The organism is Streptomyces sp. NPDC001549 (assembly GCF_042894025.1).
GTDB classification, from domain to species: domain Bacteria; phylum Actinomycetota; class Actinomycetes; order Streptomycetales; family Streptomycetaceae; genus Streptomyces; species Streptomyces kutzneri.
This window is the reverse complement of record NZ_JBIAVJ010000006.1, coordinates 23730-42457: the sequence shown is the minus strand read 5'-3', so window position 1 is coordinate 42457 and position 18728 is coordinate 23730. Positions and strand designations below refer to the sequence as shown.

General features: G+C 70.5%; 15 protein-coding genes. 9 read left to right on the top strand and 6 right to left on the bottom strand.

The genetic code is table 11. From position 1 onward, the window contains the following. Positions 1-511 precede the first annotated feature (511 nt). The 7 genes from ACFY04_RS12445 to ACFY04_RS12415 all read left to right on the top strand — a co-directional run bounded on the left by ACFY04_RS12445 (position 512) and on the right by ACFY04_RS12415 (position 11142). On the top strand, positions 512-2062 hold the full coding sequence (locus tag ACFY04_RS12445; protein ID WP_389116103.1) for an AbfB domain-containing protein: 1551 nt from the start codon (positions 512-514) through the stop codon (positions 2060-2062). 642 nt (positions 2063-2704) lie between these two features. Beyond that, entirely contained in the window at positions 2705-4282 is a 1578-nt protein-coding gene (locus tag ACFY04_RS12440) for an AbfB domain-containing protein (protein ID WP_389116101.1), read from the top strand. 44 nt (positions 4283-4326) lie between these two features. Next, complete coding sequence (locus ACFY04_RS12435; RefSeq protein WP_389116098.1) at positions 4327-4872, top strand: RICIN domain-containing protein; 546 nt, start codon at positions 4327-4329, stop codon at positions 4870-4872. 28 nt (positions 4873-4900) lie between these two features. Further along, positions 4901-6046: a hypothetical protein gene (locus ACFY04_RS12430; RefSeq protein WP_389116097.1), complete on the top strand. Its 1146-nt coding sequence runs from the start codon at positions 4901-4903 to the stop codon at positions 6044-6046. Positions 6047-6203: 157 nt separating this feature from the next. Continuing rightward, positions 6204-10214, top strand: a complete 4011-nt coding sequence (locus tag ACFY04_RS12425) for a hypothetical protein (RefSeq protein ID WP_389116095.1) — start codon at positions 6204-6206, stop codon at positions 10212-10214. Then, entirely contained in the window at positions 10211-10474 is a 264-nt protein-coding gene (locus tag ACFY04_RS12420) for a hypothetical protein (protein ID WP_389116094.1), read from the top strand. The genes ACFY04_RS12425 and ACFY04_RS12420 overlap by 4 nt, the downstream gene beginning before the upstream one ends. 197 nt (positions 10475-10671) lie before the next feature. Beyond that, on the top strand, positions 10672-11142 hold the full coding sequence (locus ACFY04_RS12415) for a VOC family protein (RefSeq protein WP_389116093.1): 471 nt from the start codon (positions 10672-10674) through the stop codon (positions 11140-11142). 74 nt (positions 11143-11216) lie between these two features. Here the strand turns inward: ACFY04_RS12415 and ACFY04_RS12410 are convergent, their stop codons facing one another. The 5 genes from ACFY04_RS12410 to ACFY04_RS12390 all read right to left on the bottom strand — a co-directional run bounded on the left by ACFY04_RS12410 (position 11217) and on the right by ACFY04_RS12390 (position 15591). Then, positions 11217-11708, bottom strand: coding sequence for a hypothetical protein (locus ACFY04_RS12410; RefSeq protein WP_389116091.1), 492 nt, complete (start codon positions 11706-11708; stop codon positions 11217-11219). 113 nt (positions 11709-11821) lie between these two features. Further along, a complete protein-coding gene (locus ACFY04_RS12405) occupies positions 11822-12118 on the bottom strand; it encodes a hypothetical protein (protein ID WP_389116089.1) in 297 nt (98 codons plus the stop codon). A 5-nt stretch (positions 12119-12123) separates the two neighbouring features. Next, positions 12124-12945, bottom strand: a complete 822-nt coding sequence (locus ACFY04_RS12400; protein ID WP_389116087.1) for a class I SAM-dependent methyltransferase — start codon at positions 12943-12945, stop codon at positions 12124-12126. 9 nt (positions 12946-12954) lie between these two features. Next, positions 12955-14796 (bottom strand): glycoside hydrolase family 15 protein, encoded by a 1842-nt coding sequence (locus tag ACFY04_RS12395; RefSeq protein ID WP_389116085.1) that lies wholly within the window; start codon positions 14794-14796, stop codon positions 12955-12957. A gap of 150 nt (positions 14797-14946) precedes the next feature. Then, complete coding sequence (locus tag ACFY04_RS12390; RefSeq protein ID WP_389116084.1) at positions 14947-15591, bottom strand: dihydrofolate reductase family protein; 645 nt, start codon at positions 15589-15591, stop codon at positions 14947-14949. Between the two features lie 163 nt (positions 15592-15754). Here ACFY04_RS12390 and ACFY04_RS12385 point away from each other — a divergent pair, with 163 nt between their 5' ends. Both ACFY04_RS12385 and ACFY04_RS12380 read left to right on the top strand, forming a co-directional pair. Next, positions 15755-16324, top strand: a complete 570-nt coding sequence (locus ACFY04_RS12385) for a TetR/AcrR family transcriptional regulator (protein ID WP_389116083.1) — start codon at positions 15755-15757, stop codon at positions 16322-16324. A 99-nt stretch (positions 16325-16423) separates the two neighbouring features. Continuing rightward, positions 16424-17728 (top strand): GDSL-type esterase/lipase family protein, encoded by a 1305-nt coding sequence (locus ACFY04_RS12380; RefSeq protein ID WP_389116081.1) that lies wholly within the window; start codon positions 16424-16426, stop codon positions 17726-17728. Between the two features lie 40 nt (positions 17729-17768). Here ACFY04_RS12380 and ACFY04_RS12375 read toward each other — a convergent pair whose 3' ends face one another. Further along, the gene (locus ACFY04_RS12375) at positions 17769-18632 is read right to left on the bottom strand and encodes an NADP-dependent oxidoreductase (protein WP_389116078.1); all 864 of its coding nucleotides are present in this window, start codon (positions 18630-18632) and stop codon (positions 17769-17771) included. Between the last annotated feature and the right edge of the window lie 96 nt (positions 18633-18728).

Here is an 18728-nt window from a genome sequence, read left to right as displayed (position 1 = left end):
CAGCGTGCCGGAGGGGACCAAAGGGGCCGTGATGCCCCGGCGGACCGGGCGCTGAAGGTGTTCATGTGTACAATAGGGGGATTTGTGCTGCGTAGGTCCATGCGCTCCGTGTTTTCCGGGCGGCTTTTCGAGGTCCGGAGCGATGCTCCGCAGACTCGGCGCATTGCCGCACGCCCGTCATGATGAACGCCTCGACCGGCTCGCCCTTTCACCCCTCTTCACCCTGACTCGTCGGGTACCGGCGGGCCTCCCGGCCTGAACGACCTCGCCTTTCGGCTCTTCTTCCGCCTCGGCGTGGCCCAGGTACTCGGCGCCGTGCGGACTGCGGTGCGCGGTGCGCCTTCCGCAGGGCTGCCCCACGCGGCTGTCGGACTGCCGCGGCGCGTCTGCCGTCACTTTCACCAGCTCATGCCCAGCCGCCGGTTTCCCGGTGGCAGAGGAGTTTCGCAACACCATGCACACCCATCACACCACTTCCCTACGAGTGCGACGGATCGTCACACGGGGCCTGGTGACCGCCACTGCCCTCGCAGCCGTCGCGGGCACCGTCGCGCCGAGCGCGTTCGCCGACAACGCCTCCGGGGCCGCCGCATCGGATGCCGTGGCCCGCGCCGCGGGCATCGGAACGACCGACGGCCAGCGCGTCGAGGCCGCGGCCGTGGTCCGCCTGGACCCGACCGCCGACCTGCTCCTGCTCAGCGACTACGACTTCATCCACGCACTGTGGCAGAAGGCCGTCGAAACGGGCGAGAAGCTGGACGCGGTGCGCACCGCCTCCGAAAAGGCGATGGCCGGCACGGCCGCCGAGGACCACGTGCGGTTCATCACCTCCGGCATCCACGAGGCGTACAGGCTCGACCAGGAGCGCGAGCGCTACAAGGCCGAAACCGAGCGTGCGGCCAGGCTGGCCAAGTCCCGGGTTCTGCTCGCCATCGGCATTCCCAGCACCCCGGAGCTGCTGTCCCTCGGCGACGACAACTTCGTCCGGGCCGTCGCCAGGCACGCCGCCTCAGGCCCCGAGGTACGGGCAGCGGCGCTGAAGGCGCTGCTCGGCGAGTCGGCGGACTGGCGGGAGTTCATCCTGAACGGCGCCCGTGACGCCCACAAGCGGGACGTCGCCAACGAGCTGAAGGAACTGGAGGAGAAGAACCGCAAGGAGGCCGAGCGCCTCAAGGAACTCGCGGCCCGCAAGAACGCCGCGGCCCTCTTCCGCATCACACCCTCCCAGGCCATGCTCGAACTGAGCGACGACAACTTCATCCGCGAACTCCTGCGCCTGTCCCCCGCCGACCTCCAGGGCACCGAGCTCTACGCCACCGCCCAGCGCGCCACCCTCGCCTCGGACCCCGCCGCGTGGAAGGCCTTCATCCACACCGGTGCCGATACCGCGTACAAGCGCGATGCCGAGAACCAGCGCAAGAAACTCGCGGCAGCGAACCGCAAGCTCGCCCTGCAGATCCAGGCCGCAGCGCAGAAGAGCGGGGTCAACCCCAACCTGGCCGAGGCAGCCATGAAGGCACTGGCCGGCAGCGATGAGGACGTCGCGCTGTTCCTCAAGCCGGACACCCAGGAACGGCTCAAGCGCCAGTCCCTCCGGGCGCGGGACAGCGGGGACTACGCGCGCCAGTCCGATGCGGACAACGGCAGGGCGGTCATGCGGAACCTCTCGGGCAGCAGCTCACTGAACGACCGTGAGGACGCCACCTGGGTCGTCGTACCCTCTCTTGCGAGCGAGCCCGGCTGCTACTCCTTCGAGTCCGTGCGCAAGCCCGGCTATTACCTCAGGAGCGGCAAGATGGAACAGGGCGCGCCGAAGGTGGAGATCGCCGCCGACGACCGCAGTGAAGCATTCCGTAAGAGTGCCAACTGGTGCGTCAGCCAGCCCGCGGCGCTCCCCGAGAAGGGCGGAGTATCCTTCACGCAGGCTACCGACATGGGCCTGAAGTGGCTGTCGCCCACGCACCGGGACGTCTACGCCCGCTCCGGCTTCACGTTCCCCGCGAACGGCAGGAACCCGGCCCTCTTGGCCGTCTGGACCATGTCTTCACCACTGGCCCCCTGACTGCCGTGAGGGGATCGCTCGTGCGGTCCTCACGGAGCAGGCGCGGAAGGACACCGGTGCCGATCGTGCCGCGTCCGTGAGAACCGCCCGACGAGCAGGTACGGGTCGCGGCGCCCGATGCGCCGCGGCCCGGCCCGACGAACGCCGACGTCACAGCGCTCTTCGGCGGCCGGAAGCGATGGGCTTTTCGGGCCTGAGGCAAGGAAACCGGCCAACAGGGCAGCGCGGGCCGAGCATCAACCTGGACTGATTCTTGGCGGTGTTGACCAGATCTCCACTCCGTCACACATCGATTCCAGGGAAGTCGGGGCTCTTCGCCCTGCGTAGTCGGACGTCATTCAGAACATGAAATTCCGTTGGCGAAAACAAGATCGTTGTCGGGTTTGGGTATTCCTGTTACGGTCTCGGCGGCTGGCTGGGGAGGCCGGTAAGGGGCCCGCGGAGTGAGCGCCCGACTCACACTGTTTCATTTTGCGCGCGTCCGTAAGGAAATGCCGTGGCGGGGAAATCCTTCCGCCGTGCCGATGCGACGACGGATGCGCGTACATACGGACGGCCTTGAGGCGATCTCCCTCTTCCGCGATAGCCACTTCGACTCCTTGCTCTCTCGATTCAAAGCATCAAAGGGGCTTTTGAAACAGCATGTACAACAGAAACACCACCCCCCTGCGGCAGACCGTCGCACGGGGAATCGTGACCAGCACCGCGCTCGCGGCCGCTCTCGGCGTGGCAACACCGGGTGTGGCGCTCGCCGCACCATCTCAGACCGCACCCCTGGCGACGGCGCAGGCTTCCGGCATCGGAACGACAGATACCCAGCGCGTGGAGGCGGCGGCCGTCGTACGGCTCGACCCCGCCCCGGACGTTCTCCTGCTCGGCGACTACGACTTCGTCCACGCCCTGTGGCAAAAGGCCAGGGACGGGGGCGAGCGGCTGGATTCGGTGCGTACCGCCGCGGAACAGGCTATGGCCAGTATCAAGGCCGAGGACCACGCGCGGTTCATCATCACTGGTATCCACGAGGCCTACCGGCTCGACCAGCAGCGCGAGCGTGACCGGGCCGAGGCCGAACGCGTCGCCCGGCTCACGAAGTCACAGGCGCTGCTGGCCGTCGGTATCCCCAGCACCCCCCAACTGCTCGCCCTGAGCGACGACAACTTCATCCGCGTGATCCTGAAGCACGAGGTCTCCGGGCCGGAGGTGCGCGCCGCCGCCATGCGCGCGCTGCTGAGCGAGCCGGCGGACTGGCGGGAGTTCATCGTCAACGGAGTGCGCGAGGCCCACAAGCGGGACGTCGCCAACGAGCTGAAGGAACTGGAGGAGAAGAACCGCAAGGAGGCCGAGCGCCTCAAGGAACTCGCGGCCCGCAAGAACGCCGCGGCCCTCTTCCGCATCACACCCTCCCAGGCCATGCTCGAACTGAGCGACGACAACTTCATCCGCGAACTCCTGCGCCTGTCCCCCGCCGACCTCCAGGGCACCGAGCTCTACGCCACCGCCCAGCGGGCGGCCCTCAGCTCGGCCCCGACGGACTGGAAGCAGTACATCCACACCGGTGCGGACCAGGCCTACAAGCGCGACGACGAGGGCCGGCGCCAGAAGCTGGCCGAGTCGAACCGCCGCCTCGCCCTGCAGATCCAGGCCGCGGCCGAGAAGACCGGGGTGAACCCGGGGCTGGTGGCCGCGGCGAAGGCTGCGCTGGCCGGGGGGCCCGAGAAGGTGGCGGAGTTCCTCAAGGAGGACAACCAGTACCGGGCGCGGCGCCAGTCGTTCCAGAGCATCGACGCGAGCACCTCCGGGTGGTACGCCCGCCAGAGCACCGTGGACGGGGGAGACGGCTTCCTCTCCCCGGTCGACAGGCAGAGCCCCAAGGCCGACCGCGAGGCCGCCACCTGGGTCGTGCTTCCTTCGCTGGCCGGCCGCCCCGGCTGCTACTCCTTCGAGTCGGTGGGCAGGCCCGGCTACTACCTGAAGGTGCAGGAAACGCCCCTCAAGGCGGTCGTCGGCGCCGACGACCGCAGCGAGGAATTCCGCAACAGCGCTACGTGGTGCGCCCGGCCGGGCCTCACCGGATCGGGGACCACCTCCTTCCTCTGGGGCGTCGGACCGGACGAGCGCTGGCTACAGCCCTACCGGGGCTACCTGTACCCCTCCCTCTACTACCCCGGGGGGTCCGGCGACGCGGCCAGCTGGAAGATCGCCCCGCCGCTCGCCGGCTGACCCCTCGCCTCCGAGCCAACCCACCACAAGAACGGATCTTCCTGATGTCCCGCATCATGCGAGCCGCGCTGGTCGCCTGCGCCAGTGCCGCCGCACTGGTCTGCGGCGCGAGCACCGCGCACGCCGCCGACCAGTCCACCGCCCGACCGGCCCTCGACGCATCGTCGTACGTGCGACTGCAGTCGGAGTACACCAAGAAGTGCCTCACGATCGTCAACGGCAGCCTCCGCGAAGACGCCTACGCCGTCGACGGCACCTGCAGCGCAGAGGCCGACCACCAGCTGTTCCGGCTGAGGCCCGTGGGCGGTGCGATCTTCGAGTTGATGGCCAAGCACAGCGGACGGTGCCTGACCCGTCCTGAGAACCTCTCGGGCGTCGTACAGCAGTGGTGCTCCGCCGGCTCCGGCCAGCGTTGGAAGGTGACGCTCGTCGAGGTCGCCAAGGAACTCTACGAACTGCGCCCGGTGGACCGGCCCGGCGAGTGCCTGTCCGTCGGCGGACAGGCCCCCGGTGAGGAGCCGACGGCTTACATCGTGAACTGCTACAACCTTCCCTCCCAGCGCTGGCGGTTCCTGCCGGCCGCCTCCTGACGTGAGCAGCCGAGAGGAGGACTTTCCGATGGCACGGATCCTGTGGAAGCTGAGTGTGGTCCTGGGGGTCATCGCAGGAACGTGCACGGGTCATGCCGCCCACGCCCAGGACGCGCCGCATGAGCGGACGTCGCTCCGGGCTCCGGCAGCCGTGCCGACGCTTGCGCAGCCGACGTCCGTGCCCGCGCCGGATCCCGGCTCGGAGGGGTCACAGGCGGCGCTGGCCGCGGCCGCGGCCGGTGCCCGCAAGCAGGTGCAGGGGATCGCGCTGTCGGGGCTCCCCGCGGAATTGCGGACCTCGGCGTGGAACGCGCTGCGCAGCACCCGCGGTGATGCGGCGATCGCCGACTGGCTGGCACCGGGCGGCGGGTACGACCTGGCGAAGCAGCGCCTCAAGGACGCCCGGACTCGCAACCGCATGTTCTGCGAGCGCGTGTTGCGCACCCATCCGGCGGATCTCGCAGCGCAGACACGCGGTGCGGTGGAACGGGCGCTGAAGGGCTCGGACGCCGACCGGGCCGCCTTCGTGAAGACCGGTTACGCCCAGGCGCAGCAGATCGACCGGATGGCCCGGGAAGCGGCGGCCGGTGAGCAGCGCGCGGTACTGGACCGGGACCGGGAGTTCGTACGGTCGCTGGCCGAGCACGATCCGGGCGAGCAGGTCCGGGTGGCCGCGCAGTGGGCTCTACGGCCCGGGGCCGCGGACGAGGACGTGCGGGAGTTCTACGGCTTCGGCTGGGTGACCGGCGGGGCTCTGGACCTGGAGGGCCACCGACTGCGGACCGCGGACTCCGAGGCCCTGCGCCACCGGGCGTTGACCCTGCTCCTGAAGACCGCGGCCGAGGCGGAGGAGGCGCTGCGCGGCGCGTCGGACACCGCCGCGGCCCGAGCCGAGGCGGCACGCGCCTGGCAGACCGTGGCCGCGCACGCCCAAGGCGCTCACACGGCCTGGGTGGCGGAGCGGGAACGCGCCGGGCAGCAGGCGGACAGCTGGAAGAACATCCAGGCCCTCGCCAAGGGCGCGGCGGAGGAGATGTGGCAGCGCATCGCCGACCCCGCCGGACAGAACCAGCGGTCCTGGACCAATGAGGCACAGGAAGCGACCGGGTCCGCCGCCTTCTGGCAGGACATCCTCCAGCGGGCCCACGACGGAGAGAACCGCGTGACGAGCTGAACGCGCCACGGGGGCGATCGGCGTCGGCCGACCACGTCGGGCGGGCTCCTACGACACCCGGGTGCCCCGTCCCCAGCAGGGGATGGGGCACCCGTCTTTTCCGCTGCACCCATTTCATCACCATGTCCATCTCAACCATTTCAGGGGGATTTCTCTCGTGAGGGGAACAGTCCGGCCGGGGGCCGGAAAACGGCCCGGCCGTGTACGGGCGGCCGTCGCCAGGGCGGTGTCCACGATGCTGGCGGCTTCGCTGCTGGGCGGCCTGGTCGCTCCGGCCCAGGCCGCCACGCGCGGCCCGAACAGCTTGTCCTCGGCTCAGGCGGCCGCACTGTTGGCACAGTTCGCACGGGCGAGGGAGGCCGCTCCGCCGCTCGGGGCGCCGCAGACCGGGCTCGCCCGGCTCAGCGCGGATGCCGACCGTCAGCTGGTGGAAGACTACGCCGAGTTCGACGAGGAGGAGGAGGTCCGCGAGGCGGCCAGGAAGGCGCTGGAGAGCACCGATCCGACCGCCGTCCGCCAGTTCTTAGAGCACGGTGAGGCCGAGGCCCGTCGGCGTGCCAAGGACAAGCGGAACACCGGTGACACCGAGAACCGGAAGAAGATCGAGCCGCTGCGGGGCACAGGCGGGCCGTTCTTCAACGCCGAGGTCGAACGTGTACTGAAGGGGACCGCGCAGGACCGCGCGGACTTCCTGGCGTTCGGCGCGGAGATCGCGCGCGGGCGCGACAGGACCACCCAGGACAACGACCGCAAGCGGGCCGAGGAGAACCGCAAGCGCGTCGAGATGCTGGTCGCCTCCGGCGGTCCGGAGGTGAGGAACGCCGCCCGGCTGGCCCTCGCCGACGGTGACGACAAGGTGATCGCGGAGTTCCTGGACAAGGGCTATCTGATCGCGGCGCAGAAGGACGCCGACGAGCGGGCCGCACGGGAGAAGGAGCAGAAGGAGGCGCTGGAGGCCGCGGAGAAGCTGCGCAAGCTCGCGCAGAACGCCACCCGTGCCGCCGACGCCCGCAGCAAGCTGATCGCGGCGCACGGCGATGCCGTACGGGCATTGAAGAACTCCGCCAACGCCATGAGCCGGGCGGCCGCCGCCTCACGCGATGCCGACCGGCTGTTGGCGGCGGACCGGGCGGGCAAGCGGCTATCGGACTACACGAAGCTCAAGGAGGACGTCGCCCAGCAGGTCGGCTTCGCCGACACCGCCGCAAAGCAGGCCGGGGTCGCCGCCGGGCAGGCCAAGGCACAGGCCGAGGTCCTCGTGCAAACCGGGCTGACCTACGGCACGCAGTGGTCCGACGTCGCGACCGGCATCTCCGCGGCAGCCGACGCCGCGCTGCGCGCCGCGCAGACCGCCGCGCACGCGGTCGACGCCACCGCCGCGGACGCCGCGGGCCTTAACTCGCAGAACCAGGCCCAACTGCACGAGCAGCAGGCCAAGGCATGGCGCGAGAACGCCGATCAGCACGCCGCGGCCGCAGCCGAACTGGCCCGGCAGGCCGAGCAGCAGGCCAGGACCGCGGCCGACGCCGCGGCCAAGAGCCGGCAGGCCCGGATCGATGCGGAGAGGGCCGAGAAGGAAGCCTGGGAGCACGCCCGTAACACCCGCGATGCGCGGCTGGAGGCCCAGCGGCAGGCGAAGATCGCCGACGACCAGCGAGTCGTCGCCCAGCGGGAACGCGACCTGGCCACCGCCGCCAGGGTGCGGGCCGAGCAGGAGCGGGACACCGCGGCACAGGCGCGGACGCTCGCGGACGCCGAGGCGCGTACGGCGTCGGCCAAGCGCGCCGAGGCACAGGCTGCCGCGGCCACCGCGGCACGGATGCGCGGAGGCGCGGAGACCCAGGAGGGCAACGCCTCCAAGCTCTCGAAGCTGGCGACGGACGAGGAGACCAAGGCCCGCGACGCGCGGAACAGGGCCTACGAAGCGGAACGGCTGCACAAGGCGGAGGAAGCCCGGGCCCGGGCCACCGAGGCACTGGCCGCCGCAGCGAGCAGCACGTCCGACGCCGGTCTCGCACGGCAGAACGCAGAGGCGGCACGAGCGGACGCGAACGCGGCCGGGCGGGCGGCCGTCACCGCCCGTTCCGCCGCCGACTCGGCCACCGGCGCGGCGATGAGGTCGCGGGAGGCGGCCATCGCATCGGCGGGTGCGGCGGCCAGGTCCCGCGCGGCGGCGACCGAGGCCGGAGCGCACGCCGCACGAGCCGACGCGGCCGCGAACAAGGCCGAGGCAGCCGCCTTCGCCTCGAACGCGGCGGCGAACACCGCCGAGGCCCAGGCCGCCCTCACCCGCGCCGCGACCCAGCGGGCGAACGCCAAGGCAGCCGAGGCCACCGCACAGGAGAACCGCGCGGGCAGCGCCGCACATGCGGCCGCCCGGCTGGCCGGACTGGCCGCCATCCGGGCCAACCAGGCCCTGCAGGCGGCCAACCGCACCAGGGACGAGGCCGACGGGGCCACCCGCGAGGCGGGCATGGCACAGCTCCAGTCCACCATCGCGGTCCAGGCCGCTACCGGAGCCCGGACCACGGCGGCAGGCATCGCCGACCCGGCGAACACCGCCATCGCGCTCACCGCTCCCTTCGCCGGGAAGGACGTCGACGCGGACTTCGCCGCGGCGGTGGCCACTGCCGCGCTGCGGACGGGCAAGGAGCAGGTCGCCGCCGCGGAGGCGAAGGCCGCCGAGGCGGTCCAGGCCGCCGAAGCCGCCGAGACCGCGGCGAAGCAGGCGCACGCACAGGTCGCGCCGGCGTACAAGGCGGCTGCCGCGGCAGCCCGGTCGACGGCGAACGCCACGAGGTCCTCGGCGGCCGCGACGGCATCGTCCGCACAGGCCGCGGAGGACGGCGCGAAGGCCCGGGCAGCCGCGGCACGGTCCGACCAGGCCGACGCCCAAGCTCAGACCGACGCGCAACAAGCACGTCAAGCAGCGAAGGACGCCTACGCGGACGCGGTGGCCGCCAGGACCACGGCCGCCCAGGCCGAAGCCGAAGCGGGACGGGCCCGGGGCGCCGCCCTGGAGGCGGAGAACCAGGCAACTGCCGCCAACAGCGCCGCCACCCTGGCCGAGAAGGAAGCAAGCACCGCCCGGGCCGCGGCGACGCAGGCGGAGAAGGACGCCGCGGACGCCGCGAAGCTCGCCACCTCCGCCGAGGAACACGCCAAGAGCGCGGAGACCGCCGCCAAGAACGCCAACCAGCACGCCCGTGAGGCCGACGAAGCGGCCAAGAGGGCCGAGGAGGAACAGCGCGAGCAGCAGCGCAAGGAGCGGGAGGAGGCCGCGAAGACCAAGTCGAAGGGCGAGGCACCGGCCGCCCCTGACGAGGCGGAGCGCAAGGCGCTCGAAGCGGCCGGCATCAGCGTTGACGAGTACCAGCTGGCCCGGGCGCTCACGGAGCAGAGCCTCATCGATTACCTGCTGGAGAACGGCGCCGAGATCCTCGTCGAACTCTTCCTGGAGGACATCAAGGCCTGCATCGACGATCCCGACATCCCGACTTGCCTCTGGGCCGTCGTTCAGAACATCGGCCCGGCCAAGGCGCTCAAGGTCGCCAGCAAGATACCGAGGATCGCGAAGGCCATCGCCGGGATCAACACGTTCCTCGACAAGTCGGCCAAGGCGAAGAAGCTCATCCAAAAGGGCGAGAAGATCGTCGAGCAGGTCAGGCGGGGACTTCCTGACTGCCTGGTGGACAAGGTCAAGGCCAAGGACAAGAAGCAGGGTCCCACCCCGAAATCCGGCATGCGGCTGGCCGGCGCCAACGGAAAGGACAAGGGCAAAGACAAGGACAAGGACGACGACTGCCCGGCCATCGGGCTCATCATCTATCGCACCCCGAAGGTGGTCGACAAGGAATACGAGGAGAAGTACGGCCCCAACCCGGCCTCACACACCACTGGTGACAGGTCGGTCTACTTCGGAGAGCGCAGCGTCGCCGCGGAATACATCGGCAGCGGTAGCGGCCCCTTTGCGGACGGCATGTTCAGGTACGATATGTCGCCGGAGTTCCTGGTGAAATTCGCGAATTGCGCTGAGCGGTACGACTGGAAGGGTCCGAACGGTAGCGCGCGCGTCGAGTTCGTGATTCCCGTCGGCCGGCTGAAGGAGTTCAACGAGCTCACCGTGAATCGTAGGTGGCTGCACAAGGGGAAGGACGGCGGCAAATGAAATTCCGCTTGCACCATGAGGTCGACGTGACCGTGGTCGCCTCTCAACCCTGGGGGCTGGACGTGGAGTCGCGGGACGGAACCCCCGGGTTCGTCGACCGGACCATGAGCCCGGCCTGGCCCTCAGGTGATCAGGACGCTCTCGTCGGCACGGTGCTCCGCACCGTCGTCATCGACGACCGACGAGACCCGGTGCGGCTGAGCGCTCTCGACGCAGACAGGGAAATCGCCCGCCGGAAGCGCTCGGCGGCCAGCGGCTGATCCCTCCGGTTCGTCCGCCCCGGAGGCCCATCGGATTCGACCCCGGTGGGCCTCTGTGCCGTCCGGCCGAGCCGAGTGGGTTGCGCCGGCTGTCGCGCAGTGCCCGTCCTCGCCGCCCGTGGCCCCGTCCGCCCGTGGTCTTCGTGGCGTCCATCGTGCAGCACCTACATACAGCCCGGCTCGCTAGCATGCGATGCATGGCCATCAAACTTGAGAACGTCGGCATCGCCGTTCGCGACCTCGAAGCAACGGTCTCCTTCTTCACCGACCTCGGCCTCACGGTCGTGGGTCGTGACACGGTCAGTGGTGAGTGGACCGACACGGCCGTCGGCCTTGATGGCAATCACGCCAAGATCGCGATGCTCCAAACCCCGGACGGTCACGGTCGCCTCGAGCTCTTCGAGTACATCCATCCCGAAGCGATCGAGACACAGCCCACCCTTCCCCATGAGATCGGCATGCATCGCGTCGCCTTCTCCGTCGACGACATCGACAAGGCCCTTGAGACAGCCGCACGGCACGGATGTCATCCGCTGCGCGGTGTGGCGACCTATGAGGACGTCTACAAGCTGACGTACCTCCGCGGCCCCAGCGGCATCCTCGTGATGCTCGCCCAGGAGCTGAAGAAGGACGCCCCCTCGCGCGACGCCGCTGCCGACGAGGACTGAACGAGGGACCCGGCGCGATCGGCGGATCGGCGCGGGCGTCGGCCGGGCCGCCGAGCGGCCCGGCCTTCAGCGGATCAGGCGTGGACCTGAACCCATTGGGTGCACTTGCGCTCGCTGCCCTTCGCGACGCACCCGCGCAGCTTGTACGCGTGGCCCTCGGGCAGGTTGCCGGAAACGACCTTCATGTAGATCGCCTTGTGGCCGCGCGTGGAAGCGATGCGCCCCGTGCTCAGCTCGGCCTCGACCGCCCATCCGTCGGGGCTGATGTCCTTGGCGATCAGGGAGTCGCCCGGAATGTTGGGCGCGGGCTGCGGATCGGCGTTCCACCGGGCGAAGCCCATGTCGTGGCCGTCCGTGGGGCTGACGAGGTTCATCGTGAACGACCCGTCCCCCGCCCGCGCGGCAACGCCCGAGATCCCGGTCCTGGACACGGAGAAGTCGATGTCGGTCGAGAGGTCGCCCACCTCATCCGCGCTGGCGGTCGCGGCCCCGGCTGTGAACGCCACGCCGACGAAAAGGGCGGCCGAACCGAGGACCGCGCCGATGCGCTTGTGTATCGAACCCATGTTTTCCTTTGTTCCCGCGCGCGACGGCACACCGCCGCGCGCACGCTCTCCCGCCGGCCTCGAACTTCGCCGGGGGTCGTTCAACACCACTGTAACCATGGCCTGTTGGGAACCTACTGGCAGGTACCGGTCGAACCGTTATACCTGCCGGGCGACTTCGGCGGCATCCAGCGCAGTGGGTGACCGGGCTTGGGAAACATCGGCCAGCGGTCGACGCCGACCGTGACAGGGGGCGGCCCCACGACGCCGAGGCGCCGGGGCCGATCCTGCTTCACCCGCCTGCCGCGTGGGGGGCTCGCGGGGCAATGCCAGGTCCTGTCGCGCTTGTCGCGCAGGGAGTCCTGGATTCCGCGGGCGCGTTCCCCGGCCTCGCTCATGGCTTCCTTCGCCTTGCCCTCGGCCTGATCCATGGACCCTAGCTCAGGCGCGCTGTGGCGAGGTGGATGTTGAAGGCGCAGGGGATGTGCCCGTCTGACGTCGTCAGGTCCCTCACGTCGACGAAGAAGGCCTGCCGCAGACGCTCCACCGTCGCGCGATCGAGCGGGCCGAGATCGTAAAGACCGGAAACAGCAGCCCATACCTGCGCCACCGGTCCGCTCAGATCGATCGGAACGGTCTCCCAATCGACCGTCGTGAAGCCTGCCGGCCCGAGGACTCCATCGAGCCCTTCGCGACTGCGTGTTCTCCTGTCCCCCAACGCCGGGATGCGCTGCGAGGCCGGTGTCTCCTCGATCGTGCGCCGCAGTAGCGCGAGGAACCGTTCATAGGCCTCTCCGCCCACGGCCCCACCTCCCACTACGCATGCCAGAACCCCTTCGGGAGACAGCACTCGCGCCATCTCGGATGCGACGTGTTCGATCTCGCTCATCAGCATCAGCGCCATGTGGGAGACGCAGGCGTCGAAGCTGTCGTCGGCGAAGGGAAGCTCTTGAGCTCGGCCCTCCTCCAGCTTCGCTTCGGACAGCGCCGGTCGACGTCGCGCCAGCGCCAGCGAGTGCGCTGACAGGTCCACCCCGGCGAGTTCTCTCCCTGCCGTCCGGGCCAGGAACTCGAGCAGCAGGCCATCTCCGCAGCCGAGGTCCAGCACGCGCATGCTTCCGGCCACTCGATCGCACAAGATCTCATAGCTGGACCGGCCGTCCGGAGCGCGGCCACGGCCGAACGCTTCCGCGGTCACTGCCGGGTACTCCGCGTGGAACGCCTGGAGGAATGCTTCTTGCGATGCGGTGGTCGTCACCCACCCAACCTACGGCGCGGAGCCCCGGTTCAGGGCCGCGTCGAGGGTGATCGCCGCGTCGATGAGAGCGAGGTGGGTGAACGCCTGCGGGAAGTTGCCCAGTTGGCGTCCGGTCAGGTCGATCTCCTCGGAGTACAGGCCCAGGTGGTTGGCGTAGCCGAGCATCTTCTCCAGGACGAGCCGGGCCTGGTCGATCCGTCCGGCCCGGGCGAGTGCGTCGACGTACATGAAGGTGCACAGGGAGAAGGTGCCCTCGGAGCCGCGCAGGCCGTCCGGCGACGCCTCGGGGTTGTAGCGGTACACCAGGCTGTCGCTGACGAGTTCCTGCTCCATCGCGTCGAGGGTCGAGGCCCACATCGGGTCCTGGGGGGTGAGGAAGCCGACGGTGGGCATGCGCAGGAGCGAGGAGTCCAGGACCTGGCTGCCGTAGTGCTGGACGAACGCGTCGCGCTCCTCGCTCCACCCCCGGTCCATGACCTGTTCGAAGATCCGGTCCCGGGTGGCGCTCCAGTGCAGTACCGGTGCGGGCCGGCCGCTGAATACGGCGTGCCGCAGCGCACGGTCGAACGCCACCCAGGACATCACACGGCCGTAGGTGAAGTCCTGGGCACCGCCACGGGTCTCCCACAGCCCTTCGTCGGCCGAGTCCCAGTGGTCCGCCAGCCACTCCAGCACGCGGATCAGGCCGGTCCATCCCCGGTACCCGAGGTGGATGCCGTGCCTCTGCGCGAACGAGATGCTGTCCATCGCCTCGCCATAGATGTCCATCTGGAGCTGGGTGGCCGCGCCGTTGCCGATGCGGACGGGCGACGAGCGTTCGTAGCCCTCCCAGTGGTCCAGGGTCTCCTCCTTCAGGTCGGAGGAGCCGTCGACCGCGTACATGATGTTCAGCGGCCCGGTGTCTCCCTCGCCGCCCGCCCGTTCCGCGATCCGGTCGCCGAGCCATCCGATGAAGGCCTCGGCCTCCTCCGTGAACCCCATGCCGAGCAGGGCGTACACGGAGAACGAGGCGTCCCGGATCCATGTGTAGCGGTAGTCCCAGTTGCGCTCGCCGCCGAGCTGCTCGGGCAGCCCGGTGGTGGGGGCGGCGATCACGGCGCCGGTGGGGGCGTAGGTCATCAGCTTCAGGGTCACGGCGGAGCGCTCCACCGCCTCGCGCCAGCGGCCGGTGTAGCGGGAGGTGCTCAGCCAGTTGCGCCAGTAGCCGATGGTGGCGTGGAAGATCTCCTCGTACTCGGCGAGGCGGATCTGCCGGGGCGGGCCGTCGGCGGCGGACTCCAGCATCAGCCCGCGCTGCTGCCCCGCCTGCAGTTTCAGGGTGAGACGCAGGTCGTGGTCACCCGTGAGGAGGTGGCCCAGCCGCTCGTCCTCCGGTTCCCGGATGGCGTGCACGGTCAGAGCCGTGCCGTCGGCGGTGAACACCGCCCCGTTCTCGGTGACGTGCAGCTCGTGCGACTTGCGCCCGTAGTCGAACCGGGGAGCGATGTCGACGTCGAAGGTCATGCTGCCGCGTACGCAGCGGACCATGCGGACCAGCCGGTGCCGGGCCGTCACGGTGGTGCCGGTCAGGGGCATGAAGTCGACCACCTCGCCGGCACCGGCCTCGGTCATGAAGCGGGTCACCAGGACCGCGGTGTCGGGCAGGTACAACTGCTTGGTCGCGTACGTCGTGTGGACCGGGCGGACCGTGCAGTGGCCGCCCTTGCCCTTGTCCAGCAGAGCTCCGAACACGCTGGGCGAATCGAAACGCGGGCAGCAGAACCAGTCGACCACTCCGTCGGAGGTCACCAGCGCCGCGGTCTGCAGATCGCCTATCAGGCCGTGGTTCTCGATCAGCGGGTACTCGTCCATCAGGGCGTCCCTTCCGGCATGCGTCGCCGCCCGGATCTCGGCCCCCCGAACCAGCGTATGCCGGGCCCGCGGCACCGTCCCGCCGAGCCGGGCCCCTACGGCGTACGTCGTACGCCGTGAGGCTTCCCCGAGCCGCCCGGCACGGTGGCTTCAGCCCTCGCTTCCGGCACCGCGGTCGGGTGCGCTCATGTCCCCCGTCGCGGGGATGCCGTCGGCGAGCCCGTAGCGCAGGTAGACGGTGCCCTTCGGGCCGGCCGCCGGGGGTGCGAGGAGCGTGAGGTTGGTGGGCACCGCGCCGCCGTCGAACACCTTCTTCCCGACGCCGAGCACGATCGGGTGCAGCCAGAGGTCGAGACGGTCGAAGAGCTTCTCGCGCAGGAGGGTCTGGACGAGGTTCAGGCTGCCGACGACCTTCACGTGCTCGTGGCGGTCACGGATCTCGCGGACCGCGCCGGCCAGGTCCGGGCCGAGCTGTGCGGACCCGGCCCACGCGAGGTCGGGCCTGCCGCGGGAGGCCACGTACTTCGGGACGCGGTTGAAGAGCGTGGCGATCTCGTTGTCCTCACCACCCTCCTGGTGGGGCCAGTAGGCGGCGAAGATGTCGTACGTCCGCCGCCCGAGCAGGAGGGCGTCCGTGCCCTCGTACGCGGCACCGACCTGCGCCCCGGCGACCTCGTCCAGCAGGGGCGCCTGCCAGCCGCCGAACGGGAACCCCACCGGGTCCTCGTCGGGGCCGCCGGGCGCCTGCCCGACGAGGTCGAGGGTCGCGAACAGCTCGATGTGGATGAGGCCCATGGCTCACTCCCGATGAGTCGGTTGTCTCCGTCAAGAGATAGACCTGCCGGTGCCCGCGGACTCATCGCCACGCGGGGACCGGATTCACCCGACCCGGTGCGATACCTATAGCCTTTAGGTAGATACATAATAGCTGTCGCCAGATCGAGGGAAGGTGTAGGTTATGGTGAGGGTGGGGCTGACCCCGGAGCGGCTGACCCTGGCGGGGGCGGAACTGGCCGACGAGGCCGGATTCGAGCAGGTGACCCTTTCGGCGCTCGCCCGGCGGTTCGACGTCAAGGTCGCGAGTCTGTACTCGCACCTGAAGAACTCCCACGAGCTCAAGACCAGGATCGCCCTGCTCGCGCTGGAGGAACTCGCCGACCTGGTCGCCGCCGCCGTGGCGGGGCGTGCGGGCAGGGACGCCCTGATCGCCTTCGCGAACGCCTACCGCGACTACGCCCGGGCGCATCCCGGCCGCTACGACGCCGCCCGGCTCAGGCTCGACCCGCAGACCGCTGCGGCGAGCGCAGGGGTGCGGCACGCGCAGATGACGCGGGCGATCCTGCGCGGCTACGACCTGACGGAGCCGGACCAGACGCATGCGGTCCGCATGCTGGGCAGCGTCTTCCACGGCTACGTCAGCCTGGAGGCGGCCGGGGGCTTCAGCCACACGGCCGTCGACTCGCAGGAATCCTGGGCCTGGACCCTGGAGTCCCTCGACGCCATGCTGCGGCGCCGGAACACGCCCTGACCGGCGGCGCGCCGCGCGCGCCGACCCGGACCCACACCCCGTAGACCCCGTACCCGCCGTACACCCCGTACACCCGGATCAGCAGGCTGAGGCAGGGCAATGAGCACCGAACAGGGCTGGATCACCACACCCGTCACCGCGGACATGCTGCGCGGGCACCTCGACGTGGAGAGGACCGCGCACGGTCTGCTGCCGCACCGGCTGCCGGCTTGGGCGCGGCAGCAGATCCCCGACGACCGGCTGGCCGTGGCCGAGGCCCAGCCCTCCGGCGTACGGCTGGCCTTCCGCACCCGGGCCACCGTCGTCGAACTCGACACGCTGCCCACCAAGCGGGTCCACCAGGGCTTCCCGCCTCCGGCGGACGGTGTGTACGACCTGCTGGTCGACGGCCGTCTCACCGCCCAGGCCACGGTGGCCGGCGGCAACGTCCGTACGGTCACCGACCTGGTCGCCCAGACCGCAGAGCTGACCGAAGGGCCTGCGGGCACCGCCCGGTTCACCGGTCTCCCGGCCGGTGACAAGGACATCGAGATCTGGCTTCCGCACACGGAGATCACCGAGCTGATCGCCCTGCGCACCGAATCCCCCGTCGAACCGGCACGCAGCAGCGGGCGCAGGGTGTGGCTGCACCACGGCAGTTCCATCAGCCACGGCTCGAACGCCGTCCACCCGAGCGCCATCTGGCCCGCCCTGGCTGCCGCCCGGGGCGGAGTGGAGCTGGTCAACCTGGGGTTCGGCAGCAGCGCGCTGCTGGACCCGTTCACCGCGCGTGCGATGCGGGACACCCCCGCGGACCTGATCAGCCTCAAGATCGGCATCAATGTCGTCAACGGCGACACGATGCGCCTGCGCGCCTTCACCCCCGCCGTCCACGGCTTCCTCGACACCATCCGCGAGGGCCGTCCGACGACACCGCTGCTGGTGGTCTCCCCCCTCCTGTGCCCGGTCCAGGAGGACACCCCCGGCCCTCTCGCGCCTGACTTCGACGGCGGGACCCTGCGGTTCAAGGCCACGGGCGATCCGGCCGAACGCGCTGCCGGGCGACTCACCCTCACCATCATCCGTGACGCACTCGCCGCGATCGTGGAACAGCGGGCGGCTGACGACCCGAACCTCCACCACCTCGACGGACGCGAGCTGTACGGCGAGGGCGACCACGCCGAATTCCCGCTGCCGGACGCGATCCACCCCAGCCCCGAAGGACATCGCCGCATCGCCGAGAACTTCGCGCGGCTGGCGTTCGCGGGCGACGGCCCCTTCGCCACCAGGACCGCACAGGTCGACGGGCGCGACGATCTCACGTTCGTGCGTGGACATGACCGGACCCTGCCGGCCATGGGCGCACCGGAACGGGCGGTCGCGAGAACCCCTGTACGCACCGCGCCCTCGGCCGGGGATCGGTAGGCGGCGGACGGCGGAGGGCGGAGGGCGGAGGGCGGACGGCTCAGGGCAGCAGGACGGCCTTGCCACGGTTGCGGTGGGCTTCCAGGTCGGTGTGGGCCTGGGCGGCCTCCGCCAGCGGGTAGGTGCGCCAGACCGGCACCGAGACCTTCCCCTCGGCGGCCAGCCGTACCAGCTCCGGCAGAAAGTCCCCGGTCCGGTCGGTGCTTCCGGCGCTGAAGAGCACACCGTGCTGCGCCGCCGACATGTCGGCGATGGTGACGACACGCCCGCTGTCACCGGTCAGCGCGACGGATTCGGCCAGCACGCCCGCGCCCGAGGTGTCGAAGACGAAGTCCACGCCCTGGGGAGCGGCGGCCCGCACCCGCTCCGGCCAGCCGTCGCCGTAGCGGACCGCCGCGGCTCCCAGCGCGGTCACCCGGTCGAGGTCGCGCTCGCCGGCCGTTCCCACGACCGTGATGCCCCGGGCGACGGCCAACTGCGCCGCGACCGTGCCCACACTGCCGGCGGCGCCGTGGACGAGCAGGGTCTGCCCGGTCCGCACGCCCAGCTGCTCCAGGACACGCAACGCGGTCTGACCGACCGTGACCAGCGAGGCCGCGGCCTCCCAGGACAGGGCCTCGGGCTTGGCGACCGGCCGGTCGAGCAGCGCGTACTCGCTGTAGCTGCCGCCGGCGGCCACGCCGAGGACCTCGTCTCCCACAACGGCGTCGGCTCCCTCACCCACGGCATCGACCACGCCGGCCGCGTCCAGACCGAGGACCACGGGAAACGGGGCCGGGACGGCACCGGCCATCAGACCGGAGCGGAGCTTCATGTCGAACGGGTTCACGGAGGCCGCCCGCACCCGGATCCGGACCTGGCCCGGACCGGGCTCGGGCGGGGTGACGTCGGACAGGCGCAGCACCTCGGGCGCGCCCTACTCGGAGAAGGTGATCGCTCTGGACATCGGGAACTCCCGGAGGGAAGGCGTGCGTACGGGCGCGGCCGCCACCTCGTGGCT

Excerpts from the sequence above, each read along its gene's own strand:
- ACFY04_RS12440 (WP_389116101.1), top strand. The coding sequence starts at position 2,705 with ATGTACAACAGAAACACCACCCCCCTGCGGCAGACCGTCGCACGGGGA.
- ACFY04_RS12435 (WP_389116098.1), top strand. The coding sequence starts at position 4,327 with ATGTCCCGCATCATGCGAGCCGCGCTGGTCGCCTGCGCCAGTGCCGCC.
- ACFY04_RS12430 (WP_389116097.1), top strand. The coding sequence starts at position 4,901 with ATGGCACGGATCCTGTGGAAGCTGAGTGTGGTCCTGGGGGTCATCGCA.
- ACFY04_RS12420 (WP_389116094.1), top strand. The coding sequence starts at position 10,211 with ATGAAATTCCGCTTGCACCATGAGGTCGACGTGACCGTGGTCGCCTCT.
- ACFY04_RS12415 (WP_389116093.1), top strand. The coding sequence starts at position 10,672 with ATGGCCATCAAACTTGAGAACGTCGGCATCGCCGTTCGCGACCTCGAA.
- ACFY04_RS12410 (WP_389116091.1), bottom strand. The coding sequence starts at position 11,708 with ATGGGTTCGATACACAAGCGCATCGGCGCGGTCCTCGGTTCGGCCGCC.
- ACFY04_RS12405 (WP_389116089.1), bottom strand. The coding sequence starts at position 12,118 with ATGGATCAGGCCGAGGGCAAGGCGAAGGAAGCCATGAGCGAGGCCGGG.
- ACFY04_RS12395 (WP_389116085.1), bottom strand. The coding sequence starts at position 14,796 with ATGGACGAGTACCCGCTGATCGAGAACCACGGCCTGATAGGCGATCTG.
- ACFY04_RS12390 (WP_389116084.1), bottom strand. The coding sequence starts at position 15,591 with ATGGGCCTCATCCACATCGAGCTGTTCGCGACCCTCGACCTCGTCGGG.
- ACFY04_RS12385 (WP_389116083.1), top strand. The coding sequence starts at position 15,755 with ATGGTGAGGGTGGGGCTGACCCCGGAGCGGCTGACCCTGGCGGGGGCG.
- ACFY04_RS12380 (WP_389116081.1), top strand. The coding sequence starts at position 16,424 with ATGAGCACCGAACAGGGCTGGATCACCACACCCGTCACCGCGGACATG.